Source organism: Caballeronia sp. LZ032 (assembly GCF_031451315.1).
Taxonomy (GTDB): domain Bacteria; phylum Pseudomonadota; class Gammaproteobacteria; order Burkholderiales; family Burkholderiaceae; genus Caballeronia.
This window is the reverse complement of the sequence record NZ_JARUXP010000005.1, coordinates 230,413-247,298: the sequence shown is the minus strand read 5'-3', so window position 1 is coordinate 247,298 and position 16,886 is coordinate 230,413. Positions and strand designations below refer to the sequence as shown.

The window sequence follows — 16,886 nt, the reverse complement described above, 5'->3', positions numbered from 1 at the left end:
ATCTCTCGATTCATCCGGCTCCTATCGCCCAACCGTCGCCTCTATACCCCAGTGGGCGAACAAGCCGGGCTGGCGAGATTTGACTCCCGCCAGCCATGCCCATGCCCGTGCCTTACGGCGCTGGAGAGACTTGTATTTCCGTTGCGCCCAGTGCACCAGTGCAGCATCGACCGCACGCAGTGCCTTGCCGAGCGCAGAGCGAGTGAACCGCCCGTAGTACTGCATCCAACCTCGCAGGATCGGGCGTGTTTGGTCCGCCAGGTCATTCAGATCCAGATCGTATCGACGCAACAGCCCCTTGCGGCGCATCTCCTGACGCATCGCTCGGGCTGCCTTGTTGCTTACGGCCGGAGTGAAGCCGACGGACAGCTTACCCATCCGGTTCATGACACTTCGCGGTCTGAACGTATAGCCCAGGAAGTCGAACTGACAGATCGGATAGTCGGCACGCCTGTTGGCCTGCTTGCAGTACACGATTTTGGTCTTTTCTGGATGCAGATCCAGCTTGCACTCCGCAAGCCGCGCCTCCAGTTCCTGCTTGAGCCGCCGAGCCTGCGCTTCGCTCTTGCAGTGACAAATGGCGTCATCGGCGTATCGCTCGAACGGCACGTCCGGGTAGGACTTTTGCATCCACCGGTCGAACGCATAGTGAAGAAACAGATTCGCCAGCACCGGACTAACGACACCACCCTGCGGGGTGCCCTTGTCCGGTTTCACTACGGTCCCGTCCGGCATGTGCACGGGCGCCTTGAGCCAGCGCTCGATATACAGTAGCACCCACGCACAGGTCGTATGGCAGCGCACCGCTCGCATCATGAGTTCCCAATCAATACTACCAAAGAAATTCTTGATGTCGAGGTCCAGCACCCAGTCATGGTTCCAGCATCGCTGCCGGGCCACTTCGAGCGCCTGATGCGCCGACCGTCCAGGACGATACCCGTACGAATCATTGTGGAACACCGGTTCCACAAGCGGTTCCAGATATCGTTTGACCACCGTCTGGGCGATGCGATCTGAAATCGTCGGTATTCCCAACGGTCTCGTACCCGCACCCCCGTCCTTTGGTATGTCAACCCGCAAGACCGGCGGCGGAAGGTAGCTGCCAGACGACATCCGATTCCAGATTCGATACAGATTGTGCTTCAGATCCGCCTCGAATTCCGCCATCGACTGCCGGTCCACACCCGCCGCCCCACGGTTGGCCTTCACTTGCTTATACGCCTCCCACACCTCTCGCTTGGAAATACAAAACGGCTTTGCGTTATTCACCCCGGTCCTCCTCTTTCAAGTTGCCGACGAGATAACGCCGGACGATGACGCCCCTTCGGTCCAGTCCCATTACAGAACCTTCAACCCTACTACGGGCGTCTCCGCCCCTGTGCCCTGCATCGGTACTCTCATCCTTGCGGAGGCCTTCCGCTTGGATTTCTCCCTTCGCATCAGGACGACAGGTTCCCAAGTTCCTTACCAAAGCCCGAATCAAAGTCACGCCGCCTTTATGCCGGATGCCGATTGGGCCGTCAGCAGGCATCGCCCAATCTTGTCCCGGAGCAAGTGGGCTCTCCGGTTTTGACATCGGTTCGTGAAATTATCGACACGTCATCAGCGGTTCACTCACGTTCGTCTCTTTGACTCTTACCTGACAGAGTACTCCCTGCCTTTTCCAACAACGCTCACCACGAGGGCTCTTTACCCACGCAGCTTGTGGCGGTTTGGAGCCTGCTCCTGCAAGCCGACTCCGAAGGGCCTTCCTTCATCTTTGGTAAAGCTCCGCAAACATCGGTCGACTGATGCTCGCGTTCTTGGCACACCCCACTGAATTTTCAAAAGAGCCTCGAATATCGATATGGGCGATCACGGTAACGATTTGGTCATCGAGGAATTCGGCATCATGCGCAATAGGGCGGCCCAGAAGATATTCGACGACATGTCGGTTCACTGCGTGATTTACTACGGCGTGCGTGGCGGCAGAGAAATCCACATGGGCGCGTGCACCGAAACGGATGCCCACGGCGACAAGGTCTACACGACATTCGAAACGGAACGCATACGCTGATCGGCGGAACCGGCAAATACAAGGGCATGAGCGGCGCGGCGAACTTCACGGCGAAACCGCTCAAGCCACCGGTCTAAGGGACGTTCGCGATTGAAGTGGAGCACAACGTGATGTGGAAGATGACATAGCGCGCGGCAACGGCAGATCAAGGCAAGCCAATGTTGGTTCAAAGCGTGAGTAGTGAGCGCGGCAACGTGGCATATTTAAAGAAACATAACTTCTGCGCAGGCGCGGACTGTTATGCGCAGTTCCGGCATGCGTTCTCCCTGGCTTCGAAGGTGGAGGCGTCAGTGCATTACGTCAGCGGCTCGTAGACGGTGACGGCGAAGCTCCAGAGGCAGGAGTTCCAGCCGTTCCAGTCCTTGAACAAATCCGCTTCATCCAGCTCAACGCCGTACTTCTTCATGAACTTGCTTTTCTCGTACGCGTCGAGCATCGACGCCCGCCTTTCCGGCGACACATTGAAGCGATACGCGGCCTTCTGCACGGGAATGTCGATTAGGCCAAGCCGTTCCACCAGATCGGATCGCACCTTGTCCCGACCGATGCGCGGATCCTTCACGTTCTTCCATTCATTCGGCATGGCCACGGTGAGGTCGAGCATGTCGTGGGTCAGGAACGGGACGAACACGTCCTGGAAGACGTTCGCCATTCGGTGAATGCTTTCCCCGCGAGTATTGAAAAAGCTTCGGTCATAAACCCATCTGTCGTAAGGAACGGAATAGGTTTCCTGAGCGCCGGACAACAGCACATACTCGCTGGGGTTGTGATCGCCCCAGAAGTCCAGTTGATAGGTGTACGGGTTCCATCCTTCGCACGGCATGTCCAGCCGCCCGATGTTGTAGACATCGGGCTGGCTATCGTCCACGAGGGAGATATGGGTCCAGTCGTTCGCGGCCATGATTTTGCGGAAAGAATCGATCTCGAACGTACACCAGCAATGGAACAACACGTTATCGAACGACATCTTTCCCTGGCGCCGTAGACGCGCCATGGTTCCCGAAATGATTCGGCTATCAGATCCCGACGAATGCGCCATCAGATACCGCTTCGAAGGATTCATGCGCAGAAGCACTTTCTCGAGCGTGTTTTCCAGTTCTTCCAGATAACTTTCGTACGAGCCGGAATACGTGGGAATACGTGTTGGCAGTACGTCACCGCAATATTCTTCCGGCGCGGCTCTCCAGATTTCCTTGAACGGCGTCTCGGTCGTATTTTTGAAGGTTTTGTCCAGAAAACGCTCATCGAACGTCAGGGTTTCCTGCGCCTTGGCCAGCGCATGAAAGATGTCCGAGAAAACTTCATTTCGATCCCTGAAGACACATCGATTAAAGAACGTGTCCGTGTTCAACTTGGAGCGATAAGGATATTTCATAAAGAACTGGGTTCGAAAGCGGTCTGCGCGATGCGGATGCGACGGAAACAAGGCCAGTAGCAATTGAGGCGAGTGTCCATCATGCGATAACCTCGGCCAATCGAATTCCACCGGCGGGCCAAAACATACTGGCGAACCGGTAGCAAGTCAAACGGCCCGCCGAGGAAACGACGGACGTCGCGCTCGACGGGCGATAACTTTGCATAAGCGCTCAGATTTCCTCGCCGATCGCCGCTAACCGCATGCTTGAGCACGGGATTAGTGCTGTGCTCATCCGTTCGCGAACGTTTGCGCGGGGCGCGCACGCGGGCAGGTGTCTTATCGAAGGAGTCCTATTCCGTGCTCCAACGCGTTGCGTTTCCGGCTGAAGCATCGCGCGCCAGCATAACCACGCAACCTCTGCGGACGAATGCTACTTGACATCGCCGGATCAATTATCAGAGGGCTCGAGGGCAATACGGCGATGTCGCAATCGGTAAAACATTCGCTTTTTTTTGTGTAATTTGTTGTCCAGGTACAACTTTTAAGGAGGTGCTGCAAAATGTAATGGCGTCGAGTAATTTACTTGCGGTATGATTGCGCCCGCTCACTAAAAGCTTGCAACTCTTTTTCAGTGCGCCCGTTTGCCAGTCAATAGTTGTGTCGCGCTGAACTGAATGTTTTCCAAGTCGATCGGAGAGCTTGAGAGGATCGGCGCGTCAAGTGTGGTTCTCGCGACTTCATAGCCTTGATTGGCGCAAACCCACGTCAGAACTGGCATTCGCGGTATCAGCAGATGCTCTGGCCTCGCATGTTTTCAGCGGTGGTCTGCGGGTTATTCCACGGCCCGTCGCTGCAAAAAAAACGAATAACTCCGTGCAGAGATCATGGCAAAACAGGATGGCTTGAAAGCGAGGGGACAGGCGAGCACGAATGAGCCGCGCGTAGTTGTTATCACGGGCGGCAGTGCGGGACTCGGTCGAGCGCTAGCCTTGAGCTATTGCGCTCCCGACATCACGCTGGGACTGATCGGAAGGAACGCTGAACGTCTCGAAGCCGTCGCCGCGGAATGCCGCGCGCTCGGCGCCGAAGTCGTGGCTCGCTGCATGGACGTCCGCGACGCCGCCGCGCTTCAGGCGTGGATCTTCGATTTCGACGCGCGACACCCGATCGACCTGCTGATCGCGAATGCCGGCGTCGCCAGCACGCTGCGCTCATCGGACGACTGGGAAGGCGCGAGCCGCACCGCCGAAGTTGTCGATATCAATCTCTACGGCGCCTTGCACGCGGTGCTTCCCGCGATCGAATGCATGCGCACCCGGCGGCGCGGCCAGATCGCGGTGGTCAGTTCGCTCGCCGGATTGCGAGGCATGGCAATCTCGCCGGCCTATTGCGTCAGCAAGGCCGCGCTCGTCGCGTATTGCGATTCCGTGCGTCCGGTGCTCGCGCGCGACCGTATCGGCATGTCGGTCGTGATGCCGGGCTTCGTGCAAACCGCGATGAGCGACGTTTTTCCCGGCAGCAGACCCTTCATGTGGAGCGCCGAAAAGGCGGCTTCTTATATCAAGAAGCGCCTGACCCGGCGCCGCGTGGAAATCGCTTTTCCCTTCAGTCTGACGCTCGGCCTCAAGTTGCTGCGCCTGTTGCCCGCCGCCTTGGCCGACGCCATCCTCGGTCTCCTGTTTCAAGTCCCTCGTCGGAATATGTGAAGTGTCTCCCGGTTTGACATTCGCGGCCGTCCTGGTCGCATGCTCCTTTGCCGTTGAAGCGATCGCCGTGACGCGCTCGCCGCTTCGTCGACCGCCCGTTGCGCTGATGCTGCATCTGGCCGCGCTCGCTGGCGTGACGGCGGGCTGCATGGCGCTGACCGGGCGGCCGCTGTTTTCCGCGGGCTTCGTGCTTGTGCTGATCGGCGTGCTCGCGGTCGTCGGCAACGCCAAATATGCGTCGCTGCGCGAGCCGCTCGTCTTCAGCGACGTGAGCCTGTTCAGCCAGGTCTTCTCGCATCCGCGTCTGTATCTGCCGTTCCTCGGATTCGGCAAGCTCGCCGCCGTGCTGGTCTGCCTCGCGGCGGCGGCGGGCGCATTCCTGGCTGAAACGCCCGTGGCGGCGAAGCAGCGATGCATCGAGGGCATCGTCGCGTTGCTTTGTCTGCCGATGTGCATCGCGCTGTCACGGCGCTTGCCGGTTTCGCTACAGCCGTTTTCGGATCAGCGCCGCTTCGGCTTCTTCGCCGCGTTCGTCGGTTATCTGATCAACGGCCTGAGCGGTGCGCAACGGCGCGCGTTTGCACGCGCCGTGAGCGCGAGCCCGTTTGCTGGCAAATGTCCGGACGTCCATCCGGACGTCATCGTCATTCAGAGCGAATCTTATTTCGATGCCCGCCGGCTCGGCGCCTGCATCTCCGGCGCGCCCTATGCGCATTTCGATCGCGCGCGACGCGAATCGTTCGAGCAAGGCAAGCTCGATGTGCCGGCGTGGGGCGCGAATACCATGCGCAGCGAATTCGCGATGCTCACCGGCCTCGCGTCCGCCGCACTCGGCTACGCGCGTTTCTATCCGTACATGTTCGTGCGCCGGGCGTGCGCGTCGCTGGCGGGTTATTTCAGCCGTGGCGGATATCGCACGGTGGCCGTGCATCCGTATCACGCGAATTTCTTCGGTCGTCACCGCGCATTCGCGAACATGCATTTCGAGCGCTTTCTGGATATCGCGCATTTCGATAATGCGCCGCGCGTCGGGCCCTACGTCGGCGATGTCGCCGTGGCCGACGAACTCATCGCGCTGTTGCGGGCCAGCGACGACAAGCCGCTGTTCGCCTTCGCGATCACGATGGAGAATCATGGTCCCTTGCATCTGGAAACGGTTGCGCAAGGGGAGGCCGCGTCGCGGCACACGCTGGGCGACGACGCGCGCTGGCGCGATCTGACCGCGTACCTTCGTCACGTGGAAAACGCCGACGCGATGATCGGCAAGTTGACGAGCTATCTGCGCGAACGTAACCGGCCCGCGATCCTGTGCTTTTACGGCGATCACGTTCCCGCCATGTCTTCCGTGTTCGATGCGCTCGCAACGGAACCGACTCACACCGATTACTTTATTTGGCGCAACTTTGGAAATGACATCGGCACGTACCGGGAGGTTGGCGTCGAGATGCTCGGTTCCGCGATCCAGCGCGCGATGACGCAGGCGAATCGTGACCACACCGATTCGCGCAACGAGTTGCAGCACATGCCGGCATGAAGATGGAAAGGAAAATCGCAATTATCGGGATGGCATGTCGCTTTCCCGGTGGAGTGACGGGGCCCGAAGACTTCTGGCAACTGCTGTGCGATGAGCGCGACGCAGTGACCGTCGTGCCGTCCGACCGGTTCGGCACGGGGTTCTACCAGCATCCGTCCAGGAAAGAGCCGGGCAAGAGCTATACGTTCGCTGCCGGCGTGCTCGACGACGTAGCCGGTTTCGATGCCGCGTTCTTTGGCGTTTCGCCGCGCGAAGCGAGCCAGATGGACCCGCAGCAGCGCCTCATGCTCGAACTTGCGTGGGAAGCGTTCGAGGACGCCGGCGTGCGTCCGGGCGAGATGCGCGGCCGCGATTGCGGCGTGTTCGTCGGCGCGGCGGCCATGGACTACGGCAACCGCAGCATGGACGACCTCAACTGGATCGATCCGTACTCGGCCACCGGCAACACGCTCAGCATCGCGTCCAATCGCGTGTCGTATCTGTTCGATCTGCGCGGCCCGAGCATGTCGGTGGACACGGCGTGCTCGTCGTCGATTGTCGCGCTGCATCAGGCCGTGCAGGCGTTGCAGTCCGGCGAAACCGAAATGGCGCTCGCGGGCGGCGTCAATCTGCTGCTGCATCCGTTCGGCTTCGTGAGCTTCTCGAAGGCGTCGATGCTGTCGCCGCGCGGCCGCTGCCGCGCCTTCGATGCAACCGGCGACGGCTACGTGCGCGCCGAGGGCGGCGCATTCGTGCTGCTCAAGCCGCTCGAGCGCGCGCTCGCGGACGGCGACACGATCCACGCCGTCATCGCGGGCTCCGGCGTGAACTCCAACGGTCATTCGCACGGCGGCATCAGCGTGCCGACGACGGCCATGCAAGCCGAGTTGCTGCGCTCGGTCTATCGCCGCGCGGGCGTCGATCCGCGTTCGCTCGCCTATCTGGAAGCGCATGGCACCGGTACCGCGGTCGGCGATCCGATCGAGGCGCGCGCGCTGACCGAAGCGCTCGCGGGCAGCCGCGCGGCCGACGATCCGCTGCTGATCGGCTCGGTGAAGACCAATGTCGGGCACCTCGAAACGGCGTCGGGCATGGCGGGCCTCTTCAAGGCGATTCTTTGTCTCAAGCACGGCGCCGTGCCGCGCTCGCTGCATTTCGATACGCCCAATCCCGCCATCGATTTCGAAGGCGGCCGCCTGCGCGTCGTCGACCGCTTCACGCCGCTCGCGCGTCGCGAAGATGCGCCGCTGACGATCGGCGTCAACTCGTTCGGCTTCGGCGGCACCAATGCGCACGTCGTGCTCGCGGAAGCGATGAGCGCGCCGTCAGCGCCCGCAGCGCCCGTCGTGCCCGCCACGCTCGATGCGCCGGACGCGGCCTTGCCTCCGCTCGTCCTCTCGGCGCGTTCGCCGGCGGCGCTTGCCGCGCTCGCCGCGCGTTACCGCGCGCGCCTGCGGAATCGTTCGGACTGGGCCGCGCTCGCCGCCAGCGCCGCGCGCCGCCGCGACTGGCTCGAACAGCGCGTGATCATCGCGCCGCCGGATCTCGAATCGGGCCGTGCCGCGCTGCGCATGATCGTCGATGCATCCGATGAAGCGCTTCCGGCTTACGTTGCGCACGGCCAGGCCGTGGCGGCGGGCGGCAAGGTCGCGTTCGTCTATTCGGGCAACGGATGCCAGTGGGCCGGCATGGGCCAGCAGCTCTATGCGGAAGATGCCGTGTTCCGCGCCGCGCTCGACGAAGTCGACGCCCTCTGGCGCGCCGATGGCAGCGACTCGCTCGTCGATGTGCTGCGCGCCGGCGCGAGCGCCGAATGGCTCGCCGCGACGGAAAACGCGCAGCCGCTGCTGTTCGCGATCCAGGTCGGCATCACGCGTGCGCTCGACGCGCGCGGCATCGAACTCGATGCCGCGGTCGGTCATAGCGTCGGCGAAATCGCGGCGGCGTGGGCATCGGGCGCGCTGACGCTCGACGAAGCCGTGCGCGTGATCCGCGTGCGCAGCGGCGCGCAGGGCCTCACGCGCGGCAGCGGCAAGATGGCGGCGGCGGGCATCGGTGAAGCCGATGCGCGGGCGCTGATCACACGTCTGGGTCTCGCGGACTCGATCGAACTGGCGGGCACCAACAGTCCCGAGGCCGTGACGCTCGCCGGATCGCCCGAAGCACTCGACGCGATCGGCGCGTCGCTGGCCGCGAACGGCAGCTTCTTCCAGCTGCTCGATCTCGATTACGCGTTCCACAGCAGCCGCATGGACGCGATCGAGCCGGTCGTGCGCGCCGGTCTCGCCGATCTCGCGCCGCGCGAAGGCACGAAGCGCTACGTCTCGACCGTCACCGGCGACACGCTGTCCGGCGCCGCGCTCGACGCGGGCTACTGGTGGCGCAACATCCGCGAGCCGGTCCGTTTCGGTGACGCGCTCGCGCGTCTCGCCGATGCGGGCGTGCGCGTGTTCATCGAAATCGCGCCGCATTCGATTCTGCGCCACTACGTCAAGCAGACGCTCGCGAGCCTGAATCTTGCAGGCGTCGTCGTGTCGACGCTCAAGCGTCATCACGACAGCGCGCAGATGCTCGAACATTCGATGCTCTCGGCGGTCGTGCATGGCGCGCGCGTCGATCTCGACCGCTTCGTGCCCGCGACGGCGCAGGCTTTGCACGCAACGCTGCCGACTTATCCGTGGCAGCGCGAACGTCACTGGCAGACCGCGACGATCGAAGGCTACAACCTCGTGAACCGCCGCGCGGATCATCCGCTGCTCGGCTATCGGCTGCACGAGCATGCGTTCGCGTGGGAAAACCAGCTCGATCCGCAGCGCGTGCCGATGCTTGCCGATCACGTCGTCGATGGCGGCGTCGCGTTTCCGGGCGCGGGTTATGTCGAGATGGCGCTGGCCGCCGCGCGCGTGTTCTTCCGCACGCCGGACGTCGCGCTGGAGAATCTCGAAATCCGCATGCCGGTCGTGTTTCAGCCGCAGCACGCGAAGCTGTTCCGCTTCGCGATCGATGCGCGCACCGCGTCGTTCTCGATCGAAACGCGCGAGCGCATGAGCGACGGCCCGTGGAATCTGAACGTGACCGGCCGCCTGCTCGAAAGCGGCAACACGCTCAACGAGCGGAGCGCCGCCGACGAGTCGCTGCTGGCGCGCCTCGAAGCGCGTCCCGCGATGTCCGGCGATGCGCTCTATGCGAGCACGGCGACGATCGGCCTGAGCTACGGCCCGGCGTTCCGTTGGGTGCGCAACGTGCAAGTGCAGGGCGATGACGCGCTCGCCGACTTCGAAGCGCCGCAGGCGCTCGGCGGCGCGCAGGCGCTGACCGGCTGGCTGCTGCATCCCGCGCTGATGGACAGCGGTTTTCATCCGCTCTTCGCGGTGCTCGGGCAGGATGGCGCGGGGCCCGGCGACGCGCGCGCGGCCTTCGTGCCGGTGCAGATCGGCCGCGTCGATTTTCTGCGTGGCGATTCGGTGCGCCGCGTGCTTGCGCGCGTGCTGCGTCGCAGTCCGCATTCGATCGTCGCGTCGTTCGAATTCCTCGACGCCAGCGATGCGATCGTCGCGCGTCTTTCGGCGTGCCGTTTCCGTCGCATCGATCTGACGGGGCGGCGTCATGCCGCGCCGGCGCGCTTTGCCTACGCGCTCGAAGCGCGTCCGCTGCCGGAGGGCTTCAGCGCCGCCGCGCTGCCCGCGCCGTCCGTGCTCGTCGAACGCGCGGCCGCGCGGCTCGCGTCGCACGAGGACATCGCGCAGCGTGCGCGTCATCTGAGCGAAACGCTGCCGTTGCTCGACGTGCTCGCGGGTCTCTACGCATTGAACGCGCTCGACGCGATCGGCGCGTTCGCGCAGCCCCGGCTGCCCGCGCTCGCGCAAGCGCCGCTGCTCGCGCGCCTCGCGCAGATGGTCGTCGAAGATGGTCTCGCGCGATTCGAGGGCGAGCGTCTCGTGCGCGACGATGCCGCCTGTGCCGCGATGCCCGCGCTCGACGCGCTCTGGCGCGACGTGCTGGCGGATTCGCCCGCGCACGTCGCCGAGCTGACGCTGCTCGCGCACGTCGGCGCCGCGTTGCCGCGAGTGCTGCGCGACGAAACATCCGCCGATGTTGCGCCCGCGTTGCTCTCGCCGACGGGGCGCAGCCTCGTCGACCAGTTCTTCGATGCGTCGCCCACCTGGTCGCACGCCCGCGCGATGCTCGCCGCCTGCGCGACGGAGGCGCTCGCCGCCTGGCCGCGCGCGCGTCGCCTGCGCGTGCTGGAAATCGGCGCGACGAGCGGCGACGTGCTTCAGCCGCTCGACATCGGATTGCCGGCGTCGCAGTGCGAACACGTGCTCGCGTGCACGCATCAGCAACTCGCCGCGCTCGATGCAAAAGCGTACGCGCACATTCAGACGCTGCTGCTGGGCGAAAACGATGCGCTTTTCGCGCATTGCCGCGACGCCGCGCCGTTCGACGTGATCGTCGTCAATCGGATGATCGGCGAACAGGCCGATGCGCTTGCCACAGTGCACGCGATCGCCGGACGCCTCGCGCCGGGCGGCATGCTCGTGCTCGCTGACGCGCGCCGCAGCCGTTTCGCCGACATCGTCTTCGGCACGGCGGGCCGTGAGGTCGCCGCCCAGACGTACGGCGCGCTCGCGCCGGCCGCGCTTCAGTCGCTCTGCGAGCGCGCGGGTCTCTTCGATGTCGCGCGCCACACCGAGCAGGGTCTCGATCTCGAAGGCGTGCCGACGCTGATCATCGCGCGCACGCCCGTTTCGTCGCCGCAGACGCCATCCGCTTCAGCCGATGCCCATCCCTGGCTGATCGTGCAATCCGGCGATGACGACGGCGCGTTCGGCTCCGCGCTTGCGCGAGAACTCGCGCGTTGTGGCTGCACGGTCGAATCGGCGAGCGTGCGCGAAGCATCCGCATGGCTTGAAGGCGAGAACACGCCGACGCGCATCGCGTTCGTCGCACCGCGCGCTCATCTCGATGACGCCAGCGGCGCCGACGTGATGCGCGCGCAGCAGGACGGCGCGCTCGCGCTCGCGACGCTTACGCGCGAACTCGATGCATCCGGCATGGCTTCTCAGACGCGCCTGTGCGTGGTGACACGCGGCGGCGCGCCTTTCGATCACCGCGCGGTCACGGCGGCGCAGCCCGAGCAGGCAAGCCTCTGGGGGCTCAGCCGCGTGATGGCGAACGAGTATCCGGCGCTCGCGCTGCGCCTCATCGACGTGACGTGCGCCGACGATCAAGCCGCATCGCAACTCGCGCACGCGCTCACGCACGACGACGGCGAGGAAGAAGTGCTGCTCACGGCGCAAGGCCGTTATGTGCCGCGCATGCTGCCGGGGCAGACCGCCGAGCGTCAGATTCCGCGCGACGACGGCAAAGCCACGGCCGGTCAAGCAGCCAGCGCCACGCCTGCCGTGCTGGCGTTCGACATGCCCGGCTCGCTGCGCAACCTCGAATGGTTCGCGCAGTCCGCGCGCGAACTGAAGCCGGGCGAAGTCGAGATCGCGCCGATGGCGACCGGCCTGAACTTCCGCGACGTCATGTATGCGATGGGCCTGCTCTCCGACGAGGCGGTCGAAACCGGCTTCGCGGGCGCGACGATCGGTATGGAACTGTCGGGGCGCATCGTGCGCGTCGGCGCGGGCGTCGAAGGCTGGGCGCCCGGCGACGCGGTGCTCGGCTTCGCGCCGGCTTCGTTCGCGACGCACGTGATCACGCGGGCGAGCGCGATCGCGCGCAAGCCCGAAGCGATTTCCTTCGAAGCGGCCGCGACGATTCCGACCACGTTCTTCACGGCGTACTACGCGCTGTGCGAACTGGCACGCCTGCGTCGCGGCGAGCGCGTGCTGATTCACGGCGGCGCGGGCGGCGTCGGCATCGCGGCGATCCAGATCGCGCGGCATCTCGGCGCGGAAGTGTTCGCCACCGCCGGCGCCGACGAGAAGCGCGAGTTCGTGCGCCTGCTCGGCGTCGATCGCGTGTTCGACTCGCGCAGCCTCGCGTTCGCCGACGACGTGCGCGCCTGCACCCACGGCGAAGGCGTCGACATCGTGCTCAACTCGCTCGCGGGCGAGGCGATGGTGCGCGGCATCGATACGCTGCGTCCGTTCGGGCGTTTCCTCGAACTCGGCAAGCGCGACTTCTACGAGAACAGCCAGATCGGTCTCAGGCCGTTCCGCAACAACATCAGCTATTTCGGCATCGACGCCGATCAGCTCATGGGCGTGCTGCCCGAACTCACCACGCGCCTCTTCGAGGAAGTGATGGCGCTGTTCGTGAACGGCGTGCTGCATCCGCTGCCGTATCGCGCGTTCCCGGCCGCGCGCGCGGAAGAGGCGTTCCGCTACATGCAACAGGCGCGGCAGATCGGCAAGGTGCTCGTCACGTATGCGTCGGGGACGCCCGCGCCCACGCGCGGCGTCGCGCAGCCCGCGCTGAGTCTCGATCCGCAGGCGGCGTATCTGATCGTCGGCGGCACGGGCGGGCTCGGGTATGCGAGCGCGCGCTGGATGATCGCGCGCGGCGCGCGGCATCTGACGCTCGCGAGCCGCGGCGGCAAGCTCGACGCCGCGAAGCAGCAGGAACTCGAACAATTGCGCGCGACGCACGGCGTGCAGGTGTCCGTCGTGTCGTGCGACGTGACCGACGCCGCCGCGCTCGACCGGCTGATCGCGAACATCGAGGCGCGCGGCACGCCGCTGAAGGGCGTGCTGCATTCGGCGATGCGTATCGACGACGGCCTGCTGCGCAATATCGACGATGCGCGCATGCTCGCCGTGCTCGAACCGAAGCTCGCGGGCGCGTGGAATCTGCATCGCGCGACGCGGCGCTCGGCGCTCGATTTCTTCGTGCTGTATTCGTCGGCGACGACGTATCTCGGCAATCCGGGCCAGGGCGCGTACGTGGCGGCGAACAGCTTCCTCGAAGCGCTCGTCGCGCATCGCCGCGCGGCCGGGCTGCGCGCGACTTTCATGGCGTGGGGGCCGATCGAGGACGTCGGCTTCCTCGCGCGCAACAGCGCGACGCGTGAAGCGTTGCAGGCGCGCATCGGCGGTGCGTCGATCACCTCCGACGAAGCGATGACCGCGCTCGAACTCGCGCTTGCAAGCGGCGCGACGGGCGAAGCGGTGGTGCGTCTGGACTGGGCAGCGATCGCGCGCGGCATGCCCGCGGCGCAGGCGCGCCGTTACACGGCGTTGCAGGACAGCGGTTCGACCGAGTCGACAAACGAAGACGGCGCGCTGCTCGACCAGTTGAGCGCGCTGCCGCGGACCGAAGCGGTCGCGCTGGTCGAGACCGCGTTGCGCGGACATATCGCGCGCATCCTGCATATGTCGCCGGAGCGCGTGACGCCCGAGCGCTCCGTGCTCGACCTCGGCATGGATTCGCTGATGGGCATGGAGCTCGGCATGGCGGTCGAGGAATCGTTCGGCGTGAAGCTGTCGATCATGGCGATCGCGGAAGGCGCGACCGTGACGACGCTCGCCGAGCGCATCGTCGACATGCTCGACGATGAAAGCGGCGCGAACGCGTCTGGAATGCAGGGCGCAGACGACGAAATCGCGGCGCTGGCCGAACGGCACGCGCTCGACGAAAACGAGGCGCGCGCGCTGCTCGAACGCAATCGAAGCGCCGCTGGCCAGGAACAGGATCAACAGGGAGACGAGTCATGTCAGTCGACGCCGGCATTCGCGGAGTGACGCTGCCCGCGGGCTGGCAGGCGAGCGAAGGGACGCTGGCGCGCCCGCTCGAACTGTCGGGACGCGGCCTGCATACCGGGCGGCGCGTGAACGTGCGGATCCTGCCTGCCGCAGGCGCGACGAGCGCGGGCGAGCGGCACGGCATCGTGTTTCGCCGCGTGCATAAGGGGCAGGCGCTCGGGACGGTCGCCGCCGATCCGTCGCTGCGCCGTGGCCAGCCGCTCTGCACGATGCTGCACGGAAACGATGGTCTCGGCGTGCGCACGGTCGAGCATCTGCTGGCTTCGCTGCTCGCGTGCGAGATCGATCACGCGATCGTCGAACTCGACGCCGAAGAGGTGCCGATTCTCGATGGCAGCGCGCAGCCGTGGATCGACGCGATCCTCGCATGCGGACGCACCGCGCTGCCGCAGCGGAAGTGCTTTCTGCGCGTGCTCGAAGCCGTGAGCGTCGCGGTTGGCGAAGGCGCCGCGCGCCGCGAAATGCGCGTCGAACCCGCCGACGACTATGTGCTCACCGTGCACAACAACGATCTCAAGGGCTTCGGCGACATGGCATGGCATGGCCGCCTCACGCCGCGCGCGTTTGCCGAAGAGATCGCGTCGTCGCGCTCGTATGGGCAGATCAAGTGGGCCGTGCCCGCGATCGTCGTTGGCTATTTGCGCGGCGTGCCGATTCTGCGCGGCGCGCGGCCGTCGTGCACGGCGTCGATCGTCGGCAAGCGAGTGCTGGGCGGACTGCGTCAACCGGACGAGTTCGTGCGGCATCGCGTGCTGGATCTGGTCGGCGATCTCGCGCTCGCCGGCGCACCCCTGCTCGGTCACGTGAGTGCGCGGCGGCCGACGCATGAAATGAACTACCGGCTGCTCGCCGCGCTGCTCGGCACGCCCGGCGCATACGAGTGGGTCGAGGCGCAAGCGGGCGATGACCCGGCTCGGAACGGATGACATGGGACTCGGAGAAACATTGAAGCAGCAGCTCGCTGCGAAGGCGCTGAAGCGGCAACTGGAGCGCGCGACCGATGCGGTCGCGGCGCCCGGCGTACCCGACGTGCAGGCGGTGCAGGCCGCCCAGACGCTGTCCGCGCGCAGCCGCTTCGAAGCGATGCCGCAATATCAGCAAGTCCGGCTGATGCGCGAGATGGGCGAGACGCTGCGCGTCGAGTCGCCGTTTTTTCGCGTGCACGATGGCATCGCGGGCGCGACGACGCAAATCGGCGGGCGCGAGTACGTCAACTTCGCGAACTACAGCTATCTGGGACTGGCGGGCGATCCTGCTGTCGCGGCGCGCGCCAAGATGGCGATCGACCGCTATGGCACGTCGGCTTCCGCGAGCCGCATCGTCGCGGGCGAGCGGCCGGTGCATCGCGAGCTCGAGCGGGCGCTCGCCGCCTTCTACGAAACCGATGATTGCGTCGCGTTCGTGAGCGGCCACGCGACGAACGTGACCGTGATCGGCTCGCTGTTCGGACCGGGCGATCTGATCGTGCACGACGCGCTCGCGCATAACAGCATCGTGCAGGGCGCGCAGCTCAGCGGTGCGAAGCGCCTGAGTTTCGCGCACAACGACTGGCAGGCGCTCGAAGAGTTGCTGACGCGCGTGCGTCGCGAGTATCGCAACGTGCTGATCGCGATCGAAGGTCTCTACAGCATGGACGGCGATTTCCCCGATCTGCCGCGTTTTTGCGAGGTGAAGGAGCGGCACGGCGCGTTTCTGCTGGTCGACGAAGCGCATTCGCTCGGCGTGCTCGGCGCGACGGGCAGAGGCGTTCGCGAGCATTTCGGCGTGGCGCCGGATCGCGTCGATCTGTGGATGGGCACGATGAGCAAGACGCTTGCGGGCTGCGGCGGTTTCATCGCGGGCTGTCAGCCGCTCGCCGATATGCTGCGCAATCTCGCGCCGGGTTTTCTTTATAGCGTGGGATTGGCGCCGGCGCTTGCCGAGGCTTCGCTCGCGGCGCTCGAATGTCTGATTGCGCAGCCGGAGCGTGTGGCGCACTTGCAGGCGCGCGGTCGACAGTTTCTCAGCGAGGCGCGCGCGGCCGGTTTGGATACCGGTACGAGCGCGGGTTATGCGGTCGTGCCTGTCATCACGGGCAGTTCGCTCAAAGCGGCGCAGTGGGCAAACGCGCTGTTCGAGGAAGGCATCAACGTGCAGCCGATTTTTTATCCGGCCGTCGAAGAGAAAGCGGCGCGGTTGCGGTTCTTTATCTGCTCGACGCATGAGGCGGAGCAGGTTAGCCGCACCGTTGCGGCGGTGGCGAGGATCGCGGGGCGGTAAAAAAGTGTGGAGCATGCGGGCTATGCGCTAAAGCTATGACGCCGTCTGCGTGATGGCGCAATGGTTTGCGAGCGCTCTATCGAATGTATTCAAATTTCAACAGGACTAAGAAAAGTTATCTGATGCGATGAATACTGGCTAGAATGTTATCGGTCTCGGTATGTTGCCTGACGCACCGACTTATCGTCGGTCATGTAAGGCACACGATTGAGCGAAATCACCGCGGCACAGCGCGAATACGCTGCGTGCCGCCCGCCAAGGGATTGCCCATGCAGCCTTGCGC

Annotated in this window: 8 protein-coding genes; 6 read left to right on the top strand and 2 right to left on the bottom strand. The window is 64.8% G+C overall.

From position 1 onward, the window contains the following. Positions 1-21: 21 nt before the first annotated feature. Positions 22-1,269 carry a group II intron reverse transcriptase/maturase gene (gene ltrA / locus QCE69_RS35755; protein ID WP_309935647.1) on the bottom strand — a complete coding sequence of 416 codons (1,248 nt, stop codon included), beginning with the start codon at positions 1,267-1,269 and terminating at the stop codon, positions 22-24. 577 nt (positions 1,270-1,846) lie between these two features. On the opposite strand from ltrA, the gene QCE69_RS35750 reads away from it, so the two are divergent. Continuing rightward, a complete protein-coding gene (locus QCE69_RS35750) occupies positions 1,847-2,056 on the top strand; it encodes a hypothetical protein (RefSeq protein WP_309935646.1) in 210 nt (69 codons plus the stop codon). 295 nt (positions 2,057-2,351) lie between these two features. On the opposite strand, the gene QCE69_RS35745 is transcribed toward QCE69_RS35750, so the two are convergent. Then, on the bottom strand, positions 2,352-3,431 hold the full coding sequence (locus QCE69_RS35745; RefSeq protein WP_309935645.1) for a hypothetical protein: 1,080 nt from the start codon (positions 3,429-3,431) through the stop codon (positions 2,352-2,354). Positions 3,432-4,297: 866 nt separating this feature from the next. Between QCE69_RS35745 and QCE69_RS35740 the strand changes: the two genes are divergently transcribed. The 5 genes from QCE69_RS35740 to QCE69_RS35720 are packed head-to-tail and all read left to right on the top strand — an operon-like array spanning position 4,298 to position 16,603. Then, positions 4,298-5,119 carry an SDR family NAD(P)-dependent oxidoreductase gene (locus tag QCE69_RS35740; protein ID WP_309935644.1) on the top strand — a complete coding sequence of 274 codons (822 nt, stop codon included), beginning with the start codon at positions 4,298-4,300 and terminating at the stop codon, positions 5,117-5,119. 1 nt (position 5,120) lies between these two features. Beyond that, positions 5,121-6,653 (top strand): LTA synthase family protein, encoded by a 1,533-nt coding sequence (locus tag QCE69_RS35735; protein ID WP_409021271.1) that lies wholly within the window; start codon positions 5,121-5,123, stop codon positions 6,651-6,653. A gap of 2 nt (positions 6,654-6,655) precedes the next feature. Further along, positions 6,656-14,323, top strand: coding sequence for an SDR family NAD(P)-dependent oxidoreductase (locus tag QCE69_RS35730; RefSeq protein ID WP_309935642.1), 7,668 nt, complete (start codon positions 6,656-6,658; stop codon positions 14,321-14,323). Then, a complete protein-coding gene (locus QCE69_RS35725) occupies positions 14,320-15,270 on the top strand; it encodes a UDP-3-O-acyl N-acetylglycosamine deacetylase (RefSeq protein WP_309935775.1) in 951 nt (316 codons plus the stop codon). Before QCE69_RS35730 ends, QCE69_RS35725 begins: the two co-directional genes overlap by 4 nt. Position 15,271: 1 nt before the next feature. Next, positions 15,272-16,603 carry an aminotransferase class I/II-fold pyridoxal phosphate-dependent enzyme gene (locus tag QCE69_RS35720; protein ID WP_309935641.1) on the top strand — a complete coding sequence of 444 codons (1,332 nt, stop codon included), beginning with the start codon at positions 15,272-15,274 and terminating at the stop codon, positions 16,601-16,603. The last annotated feature ends 283 nt before the right edge of the window (positions 16,604-16,886 follow it).

Coding starts and splice junctions, on each gene's coding strand:
- QCE69_RS35750 (WP_309935646.1), top strand. CDS start 1,847: ATGGGCGATCACGGTAACGATTTGGTCATCGAGGAATTCGGCATCATG.
- QCE69_RS35745 (WP_309935645.1), bottom strand. CDS start 3,431: ATGAAATATCCTTATCGCTCCAAGTTGAACACGGACACGTTCTTTAAT.
- QCE69_RS35740 (WP_309935644.1), top strand. CDS start 4,298: ATGGCAAAACAGGATGGCTTGAAAGCGAGGGGACAGGCGAGCACGAAT.
- QCE69_RS35730 (WP_309935642.1), top strand. CDS start 6,656: ATGGAAAGGAAAATCGCAATTATCGGGATGGCATGTCGCTTTCCCGGT.
- QCE69_RS35720 (WP_309935641.1), top strand. CDS start 15,272: ATGGGACTCGGAGAAACATTGAAGCAGCAGCTCGCTGCGAAGGCGCTG.